Annotated in this window: 21 protein-coding genes; 9 read left to right on the top strand and 12 right to left on the bottom strand. The window is 58.7% G+C overall.

Going from position 1 to position 19985, the window contains the following annotated elements:
* Window positions 1-29 precede the first annotated feature (29 nt).
* On the bottom strand, window positions 30-650 hold the full coding sequence (locus ACFWW4_RS02910) for a TetR/AcrR family transcriptional regulator (RefSeq protein ID WP_411889489.1): 621 nt from the start codon (window positions 648-650) through the stop codon (window positions 30-32).
* A 93-nt stretch (window positions 651-743) separates the two neighbouring features.
* Between ACFWW4_RS02910 and ACFWW4_RS02905 the strand changes: the two genes are divergently transcribed.
* The 4 genes from ACFWW4_RS02905 to ACFWW4_RS02890 all read left to right on the top strand — a co-directional run bounded on the left by ACFWW4_RS02905 (window position 744) and on the right by ACFWW4_RS02890 (window position 3742).
* Entirely contained in the window at window positions 744-1619 is an 876-nt protein-coding gene (locus ACFWW4_RS02905) for an SDR family NAD(P)-dependent oxidoreductase (protein WP_411889488.1), read from the top strand.
* A 74-nt stretch (window positions 1620-1693) separates the two neighbouring features.
* On the top strand, window positions 1694-2914 hold the full coding sequence (locus ACFWW4_RS02900; RefSeq protein ID WP_411889487.1) for an argininosuccinate synthase: 1221 nt from the start codon (window positions 1694-1696) through the stop codon (window positions 2912-2914).
* A 5-nt stretch (window positions 2915-2919) separates the two neighbouring features.
* Complete coding sequence (locus ACFWW4_RS02895) at window positions 2920-3378, top strand: GNAT family N-acetyltransferase (protein WP_411889486.1); 459 nt, start codon at window positions 2920-2922, stop codon at window positions 3376-3378.
* A 103-nt stretch (window positions 3379-3481) separates the two neighbouring features.
* A complete protein-coding gene (locus tag ACFWW4_RS02890) occupies window positions 3482-3742 on the top strand; it encodes an SCP2 sterol-binding domain-containing protein (RefSeq protein ID WP_411889703.1) in 261 nt (86 codons plus the stop codon).
* A gap of 392 nt (window positions 3743-4134) precedes the next feature.
* On the opposite strand, the gene ACFWW4_RS02885 is transcribed toward ACFWW4_RS02890, so the two are convergent.
* Together ACFWW4_RS02885 and ACFWW4_RS02880 are read right to left on the bottom strand one after the other, a co-directional pair.
* Window positions 4135-4845, bottom strand: coding sequence for an HAD family hydrolase (locus ACFWW4_RS02885; protein WP_411889485.1), 711 nt, complete (start codon window positions 4843-4845; stop codon window positions 4135-4137).
* Window positions 4842-5741 carry a D-amino acid aminotransferase gene (locus ACFWW4_RS02880; protein WP_411889484.1) on the bottom strand — a complete coding sequence of 300 codons (900 nt, stop codon included), beginning with the start codon at window positions 5739-5741 and terminating at the stop codon, window positions 4842-4844. The genes ACFWW4_RS02885 and ACFWW4_RS02880 overlap by 4 nt, the downstream gene beginning before the upstream one ends.
* Window positions 5742-5873: 132 nt before the next feature.
* Between ACFWW4_RS02880 and msrA the strand changes: the two genes are divergently transcribed.
* Entirely contained in the window at window positions 5874-6506 is a 633-nt protein-coding gene (gene msrA, locus ACFWW4_RS02875; protein ID WP_411889483.1) for a peptide-methionine (S)-S-oxide reductase MsrA, read from the top strand.
* Here msrA and ACFWW4_RS02870 read toward each other — a convergent pair.
* From ACFWW4_RS02870 to ACFWW4_RS02860, 3 genes are all read right to left on the bottom strand, one after another.
* Window positions 6497-7363: a ribokinase gene (locus tag ACFWW4_RS02870; protein ID WP_411889482.1), complete on the bottom strand. Its 867-nt coding sequence runs from the start codon at window positions 7361-7363 to the stop codon at window positions 6497-6499. The two genes, msrA and ACFWW4_RS02870, sit on opposite strands and share 10 nt — an antisense overlap.
* 80 nt (window positions 7364-7443) lie before the next feature.
* Entirely contained in the window at window positions 7444-7740 is a 297-nt protein-coding gene (locus tag ACFWW4_RS02865) for a hypothetical protein (protein WP_411889481.1), read from the bottom strand.
* A 116-nt stretch (window positions 7741-7856) separates the two neighbouring features.
* Complete coding sequence (locus ACFWW4_RS02860) at window positions 7857-10112, bottom strand: NADP-dependent malic enzyme (RefSeq protein WP_393932762.1); 2256 nt, start codon at window positions 10110-10112, stop codon at window positions 7857-7859.
* Between the two features lie 120 nt (window positions 10113-10232).
* Here ACFWW4_RS02860 and mutS point away from each other — a divergent pair, with 120 nt between their 5' ends.
* On the top strand, window positions 10233-12851 hold the full coding sequence (gene mutS / locus ACFWW4_RS02855) for a DNA mismatch repair protein MutS (RefSeq protein WP_411889480.1): 2619 nt from the start codon (window positions 10233-10235) through the stop codon (window positions 12849-12851).
* Window positions 12852-13110: 259 nt separating this feature from the next.
* Here mutS and ACFWW4_RS02850 read toward each other — a convergent pair whose 3' ends face one another.
* The 4 genes from ACFWW4_RS02850 to hrcA form a co-directional block, all read right to left on the bottom strand.
* Window positions 13111-13722: a hypothetical protein gene (locus ACFWW4_RS02850; RefSeq protein ID WP_411889479.1), complete on the bottom strand. Its 612-nt coding sequence runs from the start codon at window positions 13720-13722 to the stop codon at window positions 13111-13113.
* A gap of 135 nt (window positions 13723-13857) precedes the next feature.
* Complete coding sequence (locus ACFWW4_RS02845; protein ID WP_411889478.1) at window positions 13858-14100, bottom strand: hypothetical protein; 243 nt, start codon at window positions 14098-14100, stop codon at window positions 13858-13860.
* Complete coding sequence (locus ACFWW4_RS02840; RefSeq protein ID WP_411889477.1) at window positions 14097-14654, bottom strand: nucleotide exchange factor GrpE; 558 nt, start codon at window positions 14652-14654, stop codon at window positions 14097-14099. The genes ACFWW4_RS02845 and ACFWW4_RS02840 overlap by 4 nt, the downstream gene beginning before the upstream one ends.
* 13 nt (window positions 14655-14667) lie before the next feature.
* Window positions 14668-15726 (bottom strand): heat-inducible transcriptional repressor HrcA, encoded by a 1059-nt coding sequence (gene hrcA / locus ACFWW4_RS02835; protein ID WP_411889476.1) that lies wholly within the window; start codon window positions 15724-15726, stop codon window positions 14668-14670.
* Window positions 15727-15841: 115 nt separating this feature from the next.
* Here hrcA and rph point away from each other — a divergent pair, with 115 nt between their 5' ends.
* Genes rph through hemW form a run of 3 tightly spaced genes read left to right on the top strand, consistent with a single transcriptional unit; the run spans window position 15842 to window position 18304 of the window.
* On the top strand, window positions 15842-16549 hold the full coding sequence (gene rph / locus ACFWW4_RS02830) for a ribonuclease PH (protein WP_411889475.1): 708 nt from the start codon (window positions 15842-15844) through the stop codon (window positions 16547-16549).
* Window positions 16549-17154, top strand: a complete 606-nt coding sequence (rdgB, locus tag ACFWW4_RS02825; protein WP_411889474.1) for an RdgB/HAM1 family non-canonical purine NTP pyrophosphatase — start codon at window positions 16549-16551, stop codon at window positions 17152-17154. Before rph ends, rdgB begins: the two co-directional genes overlap by 1 nt.
* Complete coding sequence (hemW, locus tag ACFWW4_RS02820) at window positions 17147-18304, top strand: radical SAM family heme chaperone HemW (protein ID WP_411889473.1); 1158 nt, start codon at window positions 17147-17149, stop codon at window positions 18302-18304. Before rdgB ends, hemW begins: the two co-directional genes overlap by 8 nt.
* Here the strand turns inward: hemW and ACFWW4_RS02815 are convergent.
* On the bottom strand, window positions 18301-19188 hold the full coding sequence (locus ACFWW4_RS02815) for a ParB/RepB/Spo0J family partition protein (protein ID WP_411889472.1): 888 nt from the start codon (window positions 19186-19188) through the stop codon (window positions 18301-18303). The genes hemW and ACFWW4_RS02815 overlap by 4 nt on opposite strands.
* Complete coding sequence (locus tag ACFWW4_RS02810) at window positions 19178-19984, bottom strand: ParA family protein (protein WP_411889471.1); 807 nt, start codon at window positions 19982-19984, stop codon at window positions 19178-19180. The genes ACFWW4_RS02815 and ACFWW4_RS02810 overlap by 11 nt, the downstream gene beginning before the upstream one ends.
* Between the last annotated feature and the right edge of the window lies 1 nt (window position 19985).

Here is a 19985-nt window from a genome sequence, read left to right as displayed (position 1 = left end):
CCGGCATGGCGGGGCCGAGTTGAGCGATATCAATAGTTGATCGGAGGGTCGGAGAGGCCCGAATGCGCCAATGCTTTGGACCGCGCCAGGAACCATGGCTGTCCCAGCCAATCGGGTGCGTTTTTGACCGCGTAGGATAGCAGCCCTTCGAGTGCCGCCATCGTGGCGAGCGCATGAGAGCGCTGCGCAGCGGTTGGAGGTGCGTCAGACGAGATCAATGGCAGGATGAATTCTGCAAAATGGCCCACGACCTCTGCCGCGAAGTCGGGTTGATCCGGGTCACCCGGCAGCTCTGCCAGTGCCCGGCTGAGGGGGAGGTTCTGCTGCTTCATTTCGATGACGGCGGTCAGCGCCTGATCCATCACCTGCTCCAGACTGCCATCGGCGCCCTGTCCGACAATTTTCTGCACCGCCGCTGACATCAAGCCGAAATAGCGTGCGCGAACCGCTTCTATCAGCGCGGATTTGTTGGGGTAATATTGGTACAGCGTTCCGACCGATACGCCCGCACGCTCTGCCACCCGCGTTGTCGTCAGCCGGGCCGCCCCATCGCGTAGCAGAACCTGAATAGTTGCTTCGACAATAGCGTCGCAGGTGATCTGCGACCTCTTCTGAACCGGTTGTTTTCGTTGAGTTTTCGTGGCTTGCATGGGCGGTTCCTGAAATGCGAATTCCAAACCTGAAGGATCATTCATATTCTTTGTCTGACAGATATGGAACGCAAAATCAAACGGAGCCATGCCATGAAGACGATCCTGATCACTGGCGCGACAAGGGGTCTGGGCCTTGCCTTTGCCAGAGAGCTGAGCAAGCTGCAGGATGCCAAAATTATTCTGGCCGTACGCGATCTGAAGGCGGGTCAGGCGGTTGCGGCGTCATTGGGTCCGCATGTGCAGGCGATGCAGCTTGATCTGGCGTCGCGCGCGTCGATCCAGGCCTTTGTCGAGGGATGGTCAGAACCCTTGTTTGCGCTGATCAACAATGCGGGATTGCAGTTTACCGGTCCGATCCAGTTTTCACCGGACAATGTCGAGATGACGCTGGCGGTCAACCATCTTGGCCCATTGCAACTGACCATGGGATTGCTGCCATGGCTAAGAGATGGCGTCGTGCTGGGTGTCGGGAGCGGGACACATAACCCGGATGATCACATTGCCAAGATATTTGGCTTTCGCGGCGGCCGGTTTTCGTCGATCGCGGCGCTGGCCCGTGGCGATATGGATGCCGCCAATGACCAGAAGGCCGGGATGGACCGATATGCCACCAGTAAGCTTCTGTTCATGGCCACCGCTGCTGAAATGGCCCGACGCCATCCTGAAACCCGTTTTCTGACGCTTGATCCGGGGCTGATGCCGGGCACGGGACTGGTGCGCACGGCCCCCGCACCTGTGCAATGGGTCTGGCGGCGCGTGCTTCCTATCTTTACCCGTGCCATTCCCGGCGCAAGTACTCCGGCCAATTCCGCCGCTGCGGGGTGCCGTGTTTTGATGGATGAGACATCACAATCCGGGCAAGTTTACGACTATGACGCCAAGCGCTCGAGTGAGGTTTGGGACAAGGTTTTTGATCCGGCTTTCGGAAAGGATGTCGTGGATCAATCGCTGAAGGCCCTCGCCTGAGGGGCCGTCTTGCCCCTTGTCCGGAAAACCGATATCGCGCGGGCTCAGATACATCTGACGCAAGGGTTCTGCGCATGACTGCTCCAAAGAAAGTCGTTCTCGCCTATTCCGGCGGACTTGATACCTCGATCATTCTGAAATGGCTGCAGACGGAGTATGGCTGTGAGGTCGTCACCTTTACCGCCGATCTGGGTCAGGGTGAGGAGCTGGAACCGGCCCGCAAGAAGGCCGAGATGATGGGCGCGAGCGCCATCTATATCGAGGATCTGCGCGAGGAGTTTGTCCGCGATTTTGTGTTTCCGATGTTTCGGGCGAATGCGCTTTATGAGGGTTTGTATCTGCTGGGGACATCCATTGCGCGGCCTTTGATTTCAAAGCGGCTGGTTGAGATTGCGGCGGCTGAAGGTGCCGATGCTGTGTCCCATGGCGCGACAGGCAAGGGCAACGATCAGGTCCGGTTTGAGCTGGCAGCCTATGCCCTGAACCCCGAGATCAAGGTTGTGGCCCCGTGGCGGACATGGGACCTCGGCAGTCGGACCAAGCTGATCGATTTTGCCGAGAAGCATCAGATCCCGATTGCCAAGGACAAGCGCGGCGAGGCCCCGTTCAGTGTGGATGCGAACCTGTTGCATACTTCGTCCGAGGGGAAGGTTCTTGAGGACCCGGCCGTAGAAGCGCCGGATTATGTTTATCAGCGCACGGTCGCCCCGGAAGATGCCCCGGATCAGCCCGAGATGGTAGAGATCACGTTTGAAAAGGGTGACGCGGTGGCGATCAATGGTGAGGCGATGTCACCTGCCACGATCCTGACCAGGCTGAATGAGCTGGGCGGCAAGCATGGTGTGGGTCGTCTTGATTTGGTGGAAAACCGGTTTGTCGGGATGAAGTCGCGGGGGATTTATGAGACCCCCGGCGGGACCGTGTTGCTGGAGGCCCATCGCGGGATCGAGCAGATCACGCTGGATAGCGGGGCGGGCCATCTGAAGGACAGCATCATGCCGCGTTATGCGGAGTTGATCTATAACGGGTTCTGGTTCTCGCCAGAGCGCGAGATGCTGCAGGCGTTGATTGATAAATCACAGGAGCATGTGTCCGGGACCGTGCGGGTGAAACTGTATAAAGGGTCCTGCAATACGGTGGCGCGCTGGTCCGATAGCACCCTTTATTCCGAGGCGCATGTGACGTTTGAGGAAGATATGGGCGCTTATGATCAATCGGACGCGCAAGGGTTCATTCAGTTGAATGCGTTGCGGTTGAAGTTGCTGGCGGCGCGGAACAGACGCACGAAAGGATAGCCATTGTGCTTGAGGCGCGCCCGATCACTGGCAAGGATGTTTCTCCGTTAGAAAAGATCACCGTCCATGCTGATCAGGACCGCTTTATCGCGCCTAACACAATGACCATCGCACAGGCGCGATTCGAAACAGGGGCTTATGATTTTTGCCTTTGGGATGGGGACACGCGGGTCGGGCTTATCGCGTTGATCGATATGGCCGAACATGAGGATCGCGAAGAGATCGACGCGCCTGACGCGGTCTATGTCTGGCGATTGTTGATTGGCAAGAATTTCCAGCGGCAAGGCTATGGCAAGGCGGCGATGGCCTTTGCCGAAAACTGGGCGCGAGAGCGCCGGCGGCGCTGTGTGCAGATCCAAGCGGTCGAGGACAATGCTGCGGCGATCGGGATGTATCAGTCGCTGGGCTACGTGCTGACAGGCAAGATGTCGGGTGGCGAGGTGCAATTAGAGAAGGCGTTGTAGTTTGTCACCCAGCGTCACTGTTGCCCGATCTGCTTTGCCTTCCTAACCATGGCTTTGGTTTTGAGGGAGGATCGTTTTGGATATTTCGGAAATCGCAGGCCGCATGCAGCAGGGGCTCTCGAAGCGCCAGTTTGACGGTAGCCTGAAGTTTGATTGCGGCACCGATGGCGTGATCGTACTGGCTGATAATGCCGTCAGCCGGGATGACCAGCAAACTGATTGTACGATCAAGATCACAGAATCTAATCTGGCAAAGCTGATCACCGGGAAGCTGAACCCGATGACGGGCGTCATGATGGGCAAGCTGAAAGTGTCGGGCGATGTTACGACCGCGATGAAGCTGGGCGAGTTGTTGAAAGGCTGACGACGAAGCTTCTTATGAAAGAACAAAAGGAGTCCTTTTTGTAGACTCCCAGATATTGGACCTGCTACTCTATAGTGGGGTACGATAGATTGCGACCCCTACTTATAGCACATCCAGCTCAAGAAAGGGGGTGAAACCGGATGAAGAGTAAGACTCGAAAAGTTGGCCGTAGCGCAGTTACAGGTCGCTTTACAACGGTCGCCACGGCTCGCAACAAGCCTCGCACGCATGTTGTCGAGACCGTGAAAACGACCAAACCTCGTAAGAAGAAGTGAGGCATAGGGCAGCTATCGTCAGTTTGGGTGGCTGCCCTATTTCCATTCTGTCATCAGAGCGTGCCAGATTCAACAAATAAATTCAAACGGTTAGCACTCAAGAATTACGAATCTAAATCAATGACTTATGCTCATTCTGCAAGAAAAGAGCTTTGAATAGTGCCGGAAGGCATCCGCAAATAGTTCCTGATGCTGTGGATCGACAATGGGCAGCGGCCCCTCTGCCCCGGCGAAGCCGGTGCTTTGGTGGACGGCGCCGTACCAGTGTGAGGCCCAGGCCCCGTCTGCAGCGCGCGGTCCGGCGGGCCAGGACAGCATCGCGGTGTCGAATGGCAGTCCGATGGCGTCGCAGAGTTTTTTGAGCATCCGTTCTGGGTTTTCCCGGATGTCGGCGCTGTCGATGACAAGCCCGCCGATCCGGTCATAGAGCCGGGTTTGCGCGGCGAAGCCGATATCGTCCATCGTCATGCTGTCCCGTTTGGCCCCGTAGCTGGCGATGACGCGGGCGGGGTGTCGGATCAGGTGGATGTTCACACAATCCTGCGTCCAGTCGATGGGGAAGCCATCGATCATGTGATGCGGCATGTGTTTCATGTAGAAATGCGGTTTTCCGTCGGGGATCGGTCCGGCGCAGCGGTCGGCGACCAGTTGCGGGTCGGTTTCGTGGGCGGCCAGAACCTCGGCCCGCATCGGGTGGTCGGCGCCGGTCGCGGCAATGTAAGGCGCATAGAACGGTTCGTCCCAGACAGCGAAATCGGGGCGGTTGCCGAAGGCGTACATCATCGCCGTCGACAGGTTACGCGGGCCGGACCACATGGCGATTTTCATGCGTTTTCCACAAGCTGTTTGTAAAGTCCGCGCAGCCGTTCTGTCATCGGCCCCAGTTCGCCGGTGCCGATTGTCCGTCCGTCGATGCGACCTACTGGGGTCTGGGCGCCGAATGTGCCGGTCAGGAAAGCCTCATCCGCGGAATAGGTGTCGACCAGGCTGAAGTTGCGTTCGAAGACGGGGATGTCATTGGTGCGGCACAGGTCGATGACCTTTTGCCGGGTGATCCCGTTCATGCAGTAGTCGCCGGTACTGGTCCAGACCTGCCCATGTTTGACGATGAAGAAGTTGCAGGCGTTGGTAGTGTTCACGAACCCATGCACGTCGAGCATCAGCGCCTCGTCCGCGCCGGCCTTTTCGGCGGCGATGCAGGCGAGGATGCAGTTGAGTTTCGAATGGCTGTTGAGTTTTGGATCCTGCGTCATCGGCAGCCCGCGCATATGCGGCACGGTGGCCAGCGTGATCGGGCGCGGAATCTTGGGTTTGGAATGTTCCATGATGATCACGAAGGTCGGCCCGGACCGTGACAGGCCAGGGTGCTGGAACGGCCGGTGTTTCACCCCGCGTGTCACCATCAGCCGTGCGTGGGCGTCTGTCGTCATGTTGTTGGCTTTTTGCGTGTCCAGAAGCGCCGTCATGACCTGATCGCGTGTCTTGCCGATATTGAGATCGATGGCTTTGGCTGCTTCGAACAACCGGTCGAGATGTTCATTGGCGAACGCCCATTTCCCATCGTAGAGACGCAGCCCCTCCCAGACCCCATCGCCCAGCATGAAGCCGCTGTCATAGACGCTGACCATGGCCTGCGCCTTGGGCACGATCCGCCCGTCAACATAGATCAGGATTTGGTCGTTGCGCGCGTCTTCTTCTGCCTGGTGGGTTGTGACTTTGGTCATTGGATCCTCCTGATTTGCGACGCTAGGGCGGGTTTGCGGCGGTTCCAAGAGGTAAACTGCGCGTGAGGTGCTGGGCATAGAGTTGCGCCATCCACCCAAAGCCGTGAAGGGTGGTGTGTGAAGGAGGCGCCGATGCTGAAGATGATGAAAGTGTTTGCCCTGGCCCTGCTGCCGGGTGCTGCTATGGCCGAGGATATGCGGACCGCTGTTGTGGCGGGCGGGTGTTTCTGGTGTGTCGAGAGCGATTTCGAAAGCGTGCAGGGCGTCCGCGAGGTGATATCGGGATATACCGGGGGCACGACCGAAAACCCGACATATCGCACGCTGAAAGGGTCCGGTCATTACGAGGCGGTGCAGATTGTCTATGACGCCGAGGTGGTGAGTTACGATCAGCTGCTGCATGCGTTTTTCCGGTCGGTTGATCCGACCGATGCTGGTGGTCAGTTTTGTGATCGGGGCCCGAGTTATCGCACTGCCGTCTTTGTGGCGAACGCCGAAGAGCGGGCGGCGGCGGAACGGGCGAAGTTGTCTGCTGAACGTGCGCTGGGCCTGACCATCGTGACCCCGATCCTTGATGCGGCCCGGTTCTATGAGGCTGAGGCCTATCATCAGGATTACTATCGCGGAACGGATACGATCCTGACCCGGCGCGGACCGAAGGTGCAAAGCGAGGCGTACAAGTTCTATCGTGAAGGCTGCGGTCGGGATGCGCGGGTGCGTCAGCTATGGGGTGATGCGGCACCGTTTGCGGGTGGTCATAGCTGAAACGCCTGTACTTCTGACAAGTCGGGGATCACGTCCGCCGTGCCGTGGCGGGTGACCATCAGTGCGCCGGCCTTTGTCGCTTGCTGGATGGCTTGCCCCATGGGCATTCCCCGGTCCAGCCCCGCCAGAACATAGCCGGTGAAGGTGTCGCCTGCACCGGTGGTGTCCACTGGATCAACCTTGATCGCGTCGAAATGCTGTTTGCCATGACCCCCGTACCAATCAGCGCCATCACTGCCGAGCGTTACGATCACATCCCTGACGGGCAGTTCGGCGGGGGATTTTCCGGTGGCATTTGCCAGTTGATCAGCCTCGACCGCGTTCAGGATCAGGAAATCGAGATGAGGCAGAACGGCCTGCACCCGATCCGCATCAAAGGGGGCGGCGGCATAGGCGACCTTCAACCCCATTTTCTTACCCAAAGTGGCGGCGGTCCGTTGCAGGTTGGTTTCGTTCTGGATGACCAGCCAGTCGCCTGTCTGCGCCTCTGCCATGGCCGTCTGCAGCGTGGCCTGCGGGATTTCGGCATTTGCACCGGGGTGCAGGATGATGGCGTTTTCACCATCGGGGGTCACCATGATAATGGCCTGCGCGGTCTCGGTTTCGATTTCCGTGATGTTGCGTGTGTCGACGCCGTATTCAAGCAGGCGCTCTACGGCCCAGCGCCCATCCTGACCCACAGCGCCGATATGGTTCACATGGGCTGCGGCGCGCGCGGCGGCAACGGACATATTCGCCCCCTTTCCCCCCAGAAAGGTTTGTCTGTTGGTCGATGACAGCGTTTCGCCGGGCGCGGGGATGTGCGGCACCGCATAGACGAAATCGGCATTGATCGAGCCGAGGTTCCAGATGGCCATTTTGCTGTATCCCCCGCCCTGTCTGTTCGTCTGGTTACAGTCTTACAGAACACGCAGAGGATCAATGCCCAAGCGCTGGCCTACAATGGTGGGACAGCAAGGGCGAGTTTGAAGCGTTCGTTAATCGCCCTGCCGACCTTCAGGCCACGCTCTGACAAGATATGTTCTGCCTCTTCGACGATCAGGTTTTCCTGCCCCGGCCGTTTGGTGACAAGCCCCAACCGTCGATAAAGCTGCAGCTTGCGGATGCCCGCCCTGATCGTCGGCGGTCGGTGCGCGGGGTAGAGGCATTGGCAGTTATAGGCATGCGCGAAAACATGTTTATCGCGAGGGCCGGTCAAGTGCGCGAGGATATCGCTTATCTCGGAATCGGTCATTTCTAAATCCAGTACTAATTAACACCTTCACTATGGTCGCCGAATGGGGCGAAAATTAAGGGGAAACTTGACCGAATTGGATCACAACCGTTTTATCGCCCGGCGGCACGTGTCGCCTAGTCGACCTTGCAGGCGGCGATGACGGCCATGTTAAGGATGTCGTTGACCGTTGAAACGGTTGAACAAATCTGGATCGGTTTGCCTATGCCCGACAGGATTGGCCCGATAACGGTCGCCCCCGCCATTTCCTGCATCAGCTTGACCGAAATCGACGCAGAATGCCGGGCTGGAACGACCAGCACATTCGCGGGGCCGGTCAGCCGCTGGAACGGATAGTTTTCCTGCGCCTGCGGATTGAGCGCCACATCGACAGTCATTTCGCCCTCGTATTCGAAATCGACCCGGCGCGCATCGAGAACCCGTGGTGCCTGATGCATTTTTTCCGCTCGTTCAGAGACGGGGTAACCGAAGGTCGAGAAGGACAGGAACGCCACGCGGGGTTCAAGGCCCAATTCACGGGCGACGGACGCCCCCCGTTCCGCGATATCGGCAAGGTCGTTTTCGTCGGGCCATTCGTGGACCAGCGTGTCAGTGATCAGCACGATCCGACCCTTGAGCAGAACTGCCGTAACCCCGACAGCCCCATCATGGGGTTGCGCGTCAAAGACGTGGTTGATCAGTTCAAGGACATGCGCCGATTTGCGGGTCGCCCCGGTGACCATCCCGTCAGCGTGCCCATGCGCCAGCATCAGGGTTGCGAACACATGCCGGTCGCGGGCTGCCAGCCGATGCACATCAGCCATATCGAACCCTTTGCGCTGTAGCCGTTGGTAGAGGAATGATTTGTAGGTTTCGAGGTGATCTGTGTTGGCGGCGTTGACGACTTGCAGTTCATCAACCGCTTCGCCCAGCCCTTCGGCGGTGAGTTTTTCGTTCACGTCATCCTCGCGCCCAACGACCAACGCCTTACCCATGCCGGACCGTTGGTAAAGGACGGCGGCGCGCAGAACGCGCGGATCGTCGCCCTCGGCAAAGACCACGGTGGATTGGTTTGCGCGGGCGCGGGCATTGAGGCTGCGCAGGATGGATTGGGTTGGGTCCATCCGCGATTTGAGTGACAGCTCGTAGGCGTCCATATCCACGATGGGTCGCCGCGCGACACCGGTTTTCATGCCGGCCTGTGCGACGGCGGTAGGAATGCGGTGGATCAGGCGGGGATCGAAGGGCGTGGGGATGATGTAGTCGCGCCCGAACGTGAGTTTCTTGCCATAGGCCATGGCCACCTCGTCCGGTACATCCTCGCGCGCCAGCGCGGCGAGCGCTTCAGCGCAGGCGATTTTCATTTCCTCGTTGATGGCACGTGCATGGATGTCGAGCGCGCCGCGGAACAGGTAGGGGAAGCCGAGCACGTTGTTGACCTGGTTGGGGTAATCGCTCCGTCCGGTGGCAACGATGGCATCAGGGCGGACGGCGTGCGCGTCCTCTGGTGTGATTTCCGGGTCCGGGTTGGCCATAGCGAAAATGACCGGGTTTTCGGCCATGGATTCCACCATGGCCTGCGTCACCGCACCTTTGACGGACACGCCGAGGAAGACATCGCAATCCTTCATCGCCTCTTCGAGGTTACGCAGGTCGGTCTTGACCGCATGGGCGGATTTCCATTGGTTCATGCCTTCGGTGCGGCCTTGATAGATCACACCCTTGGTGTCGCAAACGATGCAGTTGTCGTGCCGCGCGCCCATGAATTTCAGCAGTTCAATACAGGCGATGCCCGCCGCGCCTGCCCCGTTGAGGACGATTTTGACATCCTCGATCTTTTTGCCGGACAAGTGCAGTGCGTTCAGCAGCCCCGCCGCGCAGATCACCGCCGTCCCGTGCTGGTCGTCGTGGAACACGGGGATGTCCATCTGTTCCTTGAGCGTCTGTTCGATGATGAAGCATTCGGGCGCCTTGATATCCTCAAGGTTGATGCCGCCGAATGTCGGGCCCATCAGCCGCACGGCTTCGATGAATTTATCGGGGTCTTCGGTGTCGAGTTCGATGTCGATGGAGTTCACATCGGCGAAGCGTTTGAAGAGAACCGACTTCCCCTCCATCACCGGTTTACTGCCCAGCGCGCCGAGGTTGCCGAGGCCCAGGACGGCGGTACCGTTGGAGATGACGGCGACCAGATTGCCCTTGTTGGTGTAGTCGTAGGCGGTGGACGGGTCTGCCGCGATTTCCTCGCACGGGATGGCAACGCCGGGGGAATAGGCCAACGACAGATCGCGCTGCGTGGTCATGGGGACGGTCGCCTGGATTTCCCATTTGCCGGGGGTCGGCTGCATATGGAATTGCAGCGCGTCTTCGCGCGTGAGTTTATTCTTTGGCATGCTGTCCCCCGTTTTTGTCCCCAAGACATAGCGGGTTCCGGTTTGCCCCCGCAACGTGATTTCGGGGTTTCGCCGGATTCTGGGGCTGGTAGTGTTGGCGCTGATGATCCCGGGGGATGCATGACCACTACCAAAGCCACTGCCACGCCCATGATGGCGCAATATCTTGAGATCAAGGCGCAATATCCCTATGCGCTGTTGTTCTATCGCATGGGCGATTTTTACGAGATGTTTTTCGATGATGCGGTGGCGGCGGCAGAGGCGCTGGATATCGCCCTGACCAAGCGCGGCAAGCACGAGGATGAGGATATTCCGATGTGCGGCGTGCCGCATCACGCCGCCGAGGGGTATTTTCTGACGCTGATCCGCAAGGGATTTCGCGTCGCCGTATGCGAGCAGATGGAAAGCCCTGCCGAGGCGAAGAAGCGCGGCTATAAGGCGGTGGTCAAGCGCGAGGTTGTCCGGCTGGTGACACCCGGAACGCTGACCGAGGATTCATTGCTGGATGCGCGCCGCCATAACTTTCTGGCGGCCTATCATGTGGTCCGGGATGAGGGCGCGTTGGCGTGGGTCGATATCTCGACGGGTGCGTTTCATGTGATGCCTTGTGCTGGGGCCGCGCTGGGGCCGGAGCTCGCCCGGTTGGCGCCGCGCGAGGTGATTGTTGTGGATGGGTCAGAGGCGGATTGGTCCGGCGTGGTGTCCGATGCCGGTGCTGTTCTGACCACATTGGGTGCGGCCGCGTTTGACAGCACGGCAGGGGCGAAGCGTTTGTGTTCGCTTTATAAGGTCGGGTCGCTGGATGCCTTTGGCAGCTTTGGCCGGGCCGAGATTGCGGCCATGTCTGCGGTGGCCGAGTATCTTGAGATTACGCAGAAGGGCAACCTGCCCTTGTTGCGCCCGCCGGTGCTGGAAGGGCAGTCGGCGGCGATGCAGATTGATGCGGCGACGCGCCGGTCGCTGGAACTGACCCATGCGATGGCGGGCGGACGGCAGGGGTCGCTGTTGCATTGCATTGACCGGACGGTGACGGCAGGTGGCGCGCGATTGCTGGAGCGGCGGTTGGCGTCGCCGTCTTGTTCGCTGTCGGTCATTGCCGCGCGGCAGGATGCGGTCGGCTATCTGGCGGAGGCGTCGCGGCTGCGGGCCGATATTCGTGATGTTTTGCGCGGTGTGCATGATGTGGATCGTGCCTTATCGCGTTTGGCGCTGAATCGGGGCGGGCCGCGGGATATGACGGCCATTCGCAATACGCTGGGACAGGCGGCGGCGCTGGCCGGGGCGTTGCCGGGTGATTTGCCGGATTTGCTGGCGGGTGCAGCACGGGATTTGACCGGGCATGACGAACTGCTGGCGCTTTTGGATGATGCGCTGGTGGCTGAGCCGCCGCTGTTAGCGCGTGATGGTGGCTTCATCGCGCCGGGCCATGATGCGGAGCTGGATGAGGTCCGCAAACTGCGCGATGAAGGCCGATCGGTGATTGCAGGGATGCAGGCGGAATATGTGGCGGCCAGCGGCGTGCAGTCGTTAAAGATCAAGCATAACAATGTGTTGGGTTATTTCATCGAAACGACGGCGACCCATGCTGAGAAGATGATGGCGCATGATCTGTTCATTCATCGCCAGACGACGGCCAATCAGGTGCGGTTTACGACCGTCGCGCTGAGCGAGATCGAGACGCGGATACTGAATGCTGGTGGTCGCGCGCTGGAGATTGAAAAGCGGCTTTATGACGGTTTGCGGCAGGCAATTGTGGATCAGGCCGGGCCGTTTGGGGCGCTTGCCCGTGCGCTGAGCGAGTTTGATCTTGCGGGGGGGCTGGCGGAGCTGGCGGCAGATGAAAACTGGGTGCGTCCCCGCGTCGATGACAGTCGCGCGTTTGAGATTTCAGGTGGGCGGCATCCGGTGGTGGAGGCCGCGTTGCAGAAGGATGGCGCGCCGTTTGTGGCCAATGATTGTACGCTGACCGACGCCCATATCTGGCTGCTGACGGGGCCGAACATGGCAGGTAAATCGACGTTTCTGCGGCAGAATGCGTTGCTCGCGATCCTCGCGCAGATGGGGAGTTTTGTGCCGGCGGCGGAGGCGCATATTGGGGTCGTCAGCCAGATCTTCAGCCGTGTCGGGGCGTCGGATGATCTGGCGCGGGGGCGGTCCACGTTTATGGTCGAGATGGTGGAGACAGCGGCGATCCTGAACCAGGCGGATGACAAAGCCCTTGTTATTCTCGATGAAATTGGCCGGGGAACGGCGACCTATGATGGGTTGTCGATTGCCTGGGCCACGCTGGAACATCTGCATGATGTGAACCGGTGCCGGGCTCTGTTCGCCACGCATTATCACGAGATGGCCGCGCTGGCGGGCAAGCTGGATGGGGTGGAGAATGCCACTGTGACCGTCAAGGAATGGGACGGTGATGTTATTTTCCTGCACGAGGTAAAGCGCGGGACGGCCGACCGCAGCTATGGCGTGCAGGTCGCCCGGCTGGCTGGGCTGCCGCCGGTGGTGGTGGAACGAGCGAAGGTGGTGCTGGAGGCGTTGGAAAAGGGTGAGCGCGAGGGTGGCGGGGCGCAGAAGGCGATTATTGATGATTTGCCGCTGTTTTCAGCGACACCGGCGCCAGCGCCTGTGGTTGCCAAGGATTCCGTGGTTGAAGGGCGGCTGAAAGAGGTGCTGCCGGATGAGTTGACGCCGAAGGAGGCTTTGGCGCTGATTTATGAGTTGCGAGAGATGCTGTAGCGGCGGATGCGCGCAACGGTCGGTGGTCCGACCGGGGCCGGGCAACACCCCTGTTTGGGCGAATCGCATGATGACCCGTTAATGCGGGGGTTTTCGCCAAAATGATCGGTCGGCATCGCGTCGGCAAAACGTCGGACTTGCGTCGGACCCTTCGCGCCCATTTTGCAGGGTTAGGGATGCGTGCGGTGGAAATATAAATGCGGCGTTAGCGAATTGGCGGGAGATGGGTGACATCGCCCAGCCTGCGGGGTTGAGGCGGTCAGTCTATGATTGTGCATTTGGCGAAGCGGGTTCTTTTGAGGAGCTTCTGTTCGTTAAGGGCGGTGTAGAGTGCGTCGCTCATGAAGACGGCGCCGCGGAGGATCGGCTCCATCCAAAGGTCGACGCCTGACAGCGCCACTTTGTTCACCGCGATCTGGCTTTCGGGCAGTCCAAAATTCCAGTTCCCGGCACGACGTGGGCGAATGTCTTTGCACTTCTCTAGAACAACCGAAGCCTTTGTTTGGGTGATGTTCAGGTAGTTGTAGTCCAGTTCAAACCGATATTTGCGTCGGAAGCCGTAAAGAACAACCGGATCGAAAGCTGTGCTGCCGAGGTCGAATTGCTGCGCTGTTTCACGCCACCTGTCCGAGACGATGAGGTATTCATCGGACAGCATGTCCGGAAGCGGATCAATGGAATGTGTAACCTGCAAAAGTTCTGCCTCATCAGGCTTGCGTTCTGAAGGTTCAAGCCGTTGGGCTTTCATGTATTTTGAGGCTGACGCCTTTGTTGCAGCTCTGTTTTCCGAGTAGTAAGTTGCCCATGGCGCAAATTGATATGTCGACTCAAGCGATACCATCGCACCTGTCACCCAAACCTTTTCAGCCATGGTAATCCCTCCGCTGCTCTGGATGTGTTGTTGTGGTTACCATCGGGAACTATCTTTGCGTTGTCCATTGGTTGACATGGGTGACGTCACCCAGCCTACTGTGGCGTCGGACTGCGGGTCTCACGCAGTGTGACATCACACGTCAGAGCTCTTCCCAAGTTTGGTCGCTGCGCGAAAAGCGCGGGTGATAAACTGGAAGAATCCGACGATGCATAAAACAACGCCGAAAACTGTCAGCACCAGAGAAATGAGTGGTATTGCCAAACTAAGCCCGCTCCCGCTTTCGGGATCAAGCAGCGTTTGCAAAGCTGTTCCAAGACCGAGGCTGAGTATGGCCAGAAACAGCCCAAAAATGATCTTGAGAAGACTTCTGATCATGATGCCGGTGTCGACGACACCCCAACTTGCGCAGGTCTCAGCAACCGGTCATGCAGCATGAAGCCTTCGGCGGCGACCTGGATAATATCACCGGCTTTGGTGCCGGGCACGGGGGCTTCGAACATGGCCTGGTGTAGTTGCGGGTCGAATTTGTCGCCGACTTCTGGCGTGATCGGATCGATCCCGTGCTTTTTGAAGACGCTGATCAGTTCGCGCATGGTCAGTTCCACGCCTTCGAGCAGGGCCTTGTTCACCTCTTGCTCGGATTCGTCGGCTGAGTTCAGGGCGCGGCGCATGTTGTCATAGACCGGCAGCATGTCGCGGGCGAGTTTGGAGCCGCCGTAGTTTTCCGCCTCGCGCCGGTCGCGGTCTGCCCGTTTGCGGGTGTTTTCCGCATCCGCCAGGGCGCGCATGAATTTGTCCCGGAAATCATCGCGTTCGGCGCGCAGTGCCTCGATTTCATCAAAACCTGCAGCGGCCTGATCGAAATCGGGTTCATCGCTTTCTGCGGCAAGTTCATCAAGGCTTTGCAGTTCTTCTTCTTTTTCGGACATCAAATGGTTCCTGTCATGAGCGGTCGGCGATGATTTTGCCCACCAGCTGGGCGGTGTAATTCACGATTGGCACGATCCGCCCATAGTTGAGGCGGGTCGGGCCGATGACGCCCACGGCGCCGATGATCTTGCGGTCGGCGTTCATATAAGGGGAAACGACGAGAGAGGAACCCGAAAGTGAGAACAATTTGTTCTCTGAGCCGATAAAAATGCGCACACCGTCGCCTTCTTCGGCGAGATCGAGAAATTGGGCGATGTCGCGTTTACGTTCAAGGTCGTCAAAGAGGGTCCGGATCCGTTCCAGATCAGCCTCGTTGTCGCTGAGCAGGTTGCCGCGGCCGCGCACGATCAGCCGTTCGGTCGCTTCGCCTTCGTTTTCCCAGAGCGCGAAGCCGTTTTCGACGAGATCAGCGGCCACGCTGTCAATCTCCTGACGTCGCGCGGCGATTTCGCGGGCGATGACCTGCCCGAGTTCGGAAAGTGTGTGCCCCTCGGCGATGGCGTTGAGGAAATTTGCGGCCTCGCGCATGGATGATGGCGTTTGTCCGGGTGGTGGAGTGAAGATGCGGTTTTCGACATGCCCGTCGGCGAAGACCAGAACAACCAGTGCCCGGTCGCGCGAGAGCGACACGAATTCGATATGTTTGATTGCGGCCTCGTGTTTGGGGGTCAGCACGAGGCTGGCCCCTTGGGTGACGCCAGACAACGCCTCGCCCACGTGATCCAATACGGTTGTGACATCGTGGTCGTTGGCCCCGACCGTGTCGTCGATTTTTTGCCGGTCTTCGCCGTCCAGATCGCCAACCTCCAGCAGCCCATCGACGAACATCCGCAGGCCCAGCTGTGTGGGGATACGCCCGGCGCTGACATGAGGGCTGTCGAGGAGGCCCAGATATTCGAGGTCCTGCATGGTATTGCGGATTGTCGCCGCGCTGACCTTTTCCGAGAAGTCGCGGGTCAGCGTCCGTGAGCCGACCGGTGCCCCGCTGGCCAGGTAGCCTTCGACCACGCGCCGGAATACCTCGCGCGAGCGTTCATTCATCTCTTCGATGTTGGGCTGCTGGTCGGGCATATGATCCTCGGTTCAAGGCGATGCAATTAAAACGAAGTTGGATACCACGTCAATCGGGGTTGGATTTCATATGTGGGCAGCGTATCCCCACGCTGCAACCAACAGGAGTGATCCCATGCGTCCATCCGGCCGTCAGACGAACGAAATGCGTGAAGTGTCGATTGAAACGGGTGTGACCATGCATGCCGAAGGGTCCTGTCTGATCAAATGTGGCAATACGCATGTACTGTGTACAGCCAGTATTGATGAACGTGTGCCCCCGTTTTTGAAGAATACAGGCCTTGGCTGGGTGACGGCAGAATACGGTATGCTGCCCCGTGCGACGAATACGCGCATGCGCCGCGAGGCCAAGAATGGCCAATCCGGTCGCACGCAGGAAATCCAGCGTCTGATTGGCCGGTCGTTGCGGGCCGGCGTGGATCGTGTGGCGCTGGGCGAACGGCAGATTGTCGTGGATTGCGATGTGATTCAGGCTGATGGCGGCACCCGCTGTGCGTCTATTACGGGCGGCTGGGTTGCGCTGAAGCTGGCGGTGCAAAAGCTGATGAAGGCGGGGGATGTGATTTCCGACCCGCTTTTGGATCCTGTTGCCGCGATTTCGTGCGGGATCTATGCCGGGCAAGAAGTGCTTGATCTGGACTATCCGGAGGATAGTGAGGCCGGTGTTGACGGGAATTTCGTCATGACCGGTGGCCGGTTGATCGAAGTGCAGATGTCTGCCGAGGGGTCAACCTATAGCCGGGCTCAGATAGATGCGCTGCTGGATCTGGCCGAGAAGGGTGTGACGGAGTTGACCGCGGCCCAAATGGCAGCTGTTGCCTGATGCGCAAGTTTTCTGGCGATCGTCTGGTTGTGGCTACCCATAATCAGGGCAAGCTGGAAGAGATTGCCGATCTGCTGGCGCCTTATGGTGTCCGTCTTTCGTCAAATGCGGAACTGGGGCTGCCAGAGCCAGACGAGACCGAGACAACATTTGTGGGTAATGCCCGGATCAAGGCGCATGCGGCGGCGCAGGCCACCGGGTTGCCTGCCTTGGCGGATGATAGCGGGATCGAGATTGACGGGTTGGATGGTGCGCCCGGCGTGCATACGGCCGATTGGGCCGAAACGCCGGATGGCCGGGATTTTGTGATGGCGATGGAGCGCGCCTGGGCAGAGCTGAAGGCGGCTGACGCACCCTACCCTCGGACGGCCCGGTTTTGCTGTACCTTGGTGCTGGCCTGGCCGGATGGTCATGATGAGGTGTTTTCGGGTGTCATGCCCGGTCAGGTCGTATGGCCGATGCGCGGTGATCAGGGCCATGGCTATGACCCGATATTCCAGCCTGATGGGTATGATATGACATTTGGCGAGATGGATCGCTGGGAGAAGAACAGGATCAGCCACAGGGCTGATGCGTTTGCCAAGCTGAAGGCGTGCTTTGCCTGAGGATTGGGAATATGGGGGTTTTGGCCTTTATATTCACTGGCCGTTTTGTCAGGCGAAATGCCCCTATTGCGATTTCAATTCTCATGTGGCCGCCCGGATTGATCAGACGGCGTGGCAGGCGGCCTATCTGAGCGAGATTGATCGGGTTGGTGCCGAAACGTCGGGCAGGATCTTACGGTCGGTGTTTTTTGGTGGTGGTACGCCGAGCATGATGGATCCGGACGTTGTTGATGCGATCTTAACCAAGGTGCGCGCAACCTGGAGCTGTGCAAACGATATTGAAGTGACGTTGGAGGCTAATCCGACATCAGTCGAGGCGGGTCGCTTTGCCGGGTATCGTGATGCCGGAGTAAACAGGGTTTCCATGGGTATTCAGGCCCTGAACGATCCTGATCTGAAGGCGCTGGGCCGGCTGCATACCGCGACTGAGGCGATGGCGGCTTTTGATGTGGCGCGGTCGGTGTTTGACCGGGTCAGTTTTGATCTGATCTATGCAAGGCAAGGGCAGTCATTGGATGCGTGGCAGGCAGAGTTGGGCCAGGCCCTGTCGATGGCGATTGATCATCTGTCGTTGTATCAGCTGACGATTGAGGACGGCACTGCCTTTGGCGATCGCTACGCGGCGGGTAAGCTGCGGGGGTTGCCTGATGATGATCTGGCGGCGGACATGTATGCAGTCACGCAGGAGATGTGTGATGCGGCGGGATTGCCGGGGTATGAAGTGTCCAATCATGCGGCAGCAGGGTTGGAAAGCCGCCATAACCTGATCTACTGGCGCTATGGCGATTATGCAGGGGTTGGCCCGGGGGCGCATGGCCGTTTGACGTTGGGTGGAGAGCGGTTGGCGACGGAGGCACCGCTTGCCCCCGGAGCATGGCTGGCGCAGGTGCGTAACGGTGGCAATGGCGATTTGCAGCGGGTGCCATTGACGATGGACGAGCAACAGGCGGAGTTTTTGCTGATGGGTTTGCGGTTGTCAGAGGGGATTTCACTGGATCGGTTTGGATTAAGTCATGACGAACGTTTTATAAATAAAATCAATGCTTTAATTGAAATATCCATGCTTTCGATGGATGATGACCACCTGCGTCTGACGCCACAGGGCCGACCTGTTCTAAATGCTGTGCTGCGTCAGCTTTTGGATGTTTAGTGGCCCGAGAGCGCCCGCAGCAGATCATCGAGTTGATCGAGTGATTTGTAGCTGATCGACATCTTGCCCCCCTCTTCGTTGGGCTTGTGATCTATGGTCACCTTCATACGCAGTGTGGCGGATAACTCGTTTTCGATCTGCACGGTGTCGGCGTCTTTTGGGACCGGCGCGCCCGGGACCGCGCGTTTCTTAATTGCTGGTCCTTTCTTTGCCAGTTTTTCAGTTTCGCGCACGGAGAGTTTGCGCTGGATAACTTCCCGCGCCAACTGCACCGCCTGGTCATGGCCTATCAGCGCGCGGGCGTGCCCTGCGGAAAGGGCGCCGCTGATCAGGTAGTTCCGGATCTCATCCGGCAGCGATAACAGCCGCATCAGGTTGGCGATGTGGCTGCGGCTTTTGCCCAGCGCTGTGGCCAATTGATCCTGCGTGTGACCGAACCTGTCCATCAGCTGGCGGTAACCTGCGGCCTCATCAATCGGGTTGAGGTCGGCGCGCTGGATGTTTTCGATAATTGCGATTTCGAGGACTTCGGTGTCGTTATAGTCCCGCACAAGGATCGGCAATTCATGTTGCTTGGCAATCTGGGCGGCCCGCCAGCGCCGTTCGCCGGCGACAATTTCATAAGTGCCGGGTTTCTCTGGGGATTTACGTACAATCAGGGGTTGAATTACCCCCTTTTCCGCGATCGAAGCAGCGAGTTCATCAAGCGCGTCCTGGGCAAAGGTGCGGCGCGGCTGATCGGGGTTGGGATGGACCTGTTCGATCGGTACCATCAGATCGGGGCGCGGAGGTGTGGCGGCCGGTGTTTCGTCCTGGGTCACATCCGACATGAGGGCGGACAGGCCGCGGCCGAGGCCTCGGGTTTTTTTTGTGCTACGCGCCATGGGAGCTGGCCCTTACTCGTTTTGATTTGTTGATGACTTCGCGCGCCAGCGACCGATAGGCAATGCTGCCTTTTGATGTCGGGTCGTATTCGAGGACGGGAATGGCGAAGGATGGTGCCTCGCTCAGCCGGACATTGCGGGGAATGACGGTTTCGAAGACCATGTCGCCCATGTTTTCGCGGGCGTCATCCTCGACCTGGAGCGACAGGTTGTTGCGCCGGTCATACATGGTGAGCGCGATGCCTTCGATCCGCAAGTTCGGGTTTGCGGTCTGGCGGACATCGCGGACCGACAGGATGAGCTGCGACAGACCTTCGAGTGCGAAGAATTCGCTTTGCAGCGGAACGATGAGAGAATGCGCCGCCACCATGGCATTGACCGTCAATATGTTGAGGGATGGCGGACAGTCGATCAATATGTAGTCAAATTTGGCCAGTGTTTTATCGTCGCTACGCAGGGCGTCCCGCAACAGGAAGCTGCGTTTCTGGTTCGCGATCAGGTCGATATCGGCTGAACTGAGGTCGGTCGTGGCGGGGATGATCGACAGGTTTTTGACAGTCGTGACCATGATTGCGGTGCTAACGGCTGCGTCACCTGTCAAAAGATCATAGGTGGTCACCTTGCGATCCTTGGTGTCGATACCAAGACCGGTGGACGCGTTGCCTTGGGGGTCGAGGTCGATGAGCAGGACATTCTTGCTTTTCTCGGCCAAGGCCGCGCCGAGGTTGATGGTTGTGGTCGTTTTTCCGACCCCACCCTTCTGGTTTGCGATCGCGATGATTTTTGGTGTTTTCACA

This window comes from Yoonia sp. SDW83-1, assembly GCF_046762885.1.
Taxonomy (GTDB): Bacteria; Pseudomonadota; Alphaproteobacteria; order Rhodobacterales; family Rhodobacteraceae; genus Yoonia.
Note: the sequence above shows the minus strand (reverse complement) of the source record. Positions and strands in the feature narration are given on the sequence as shown.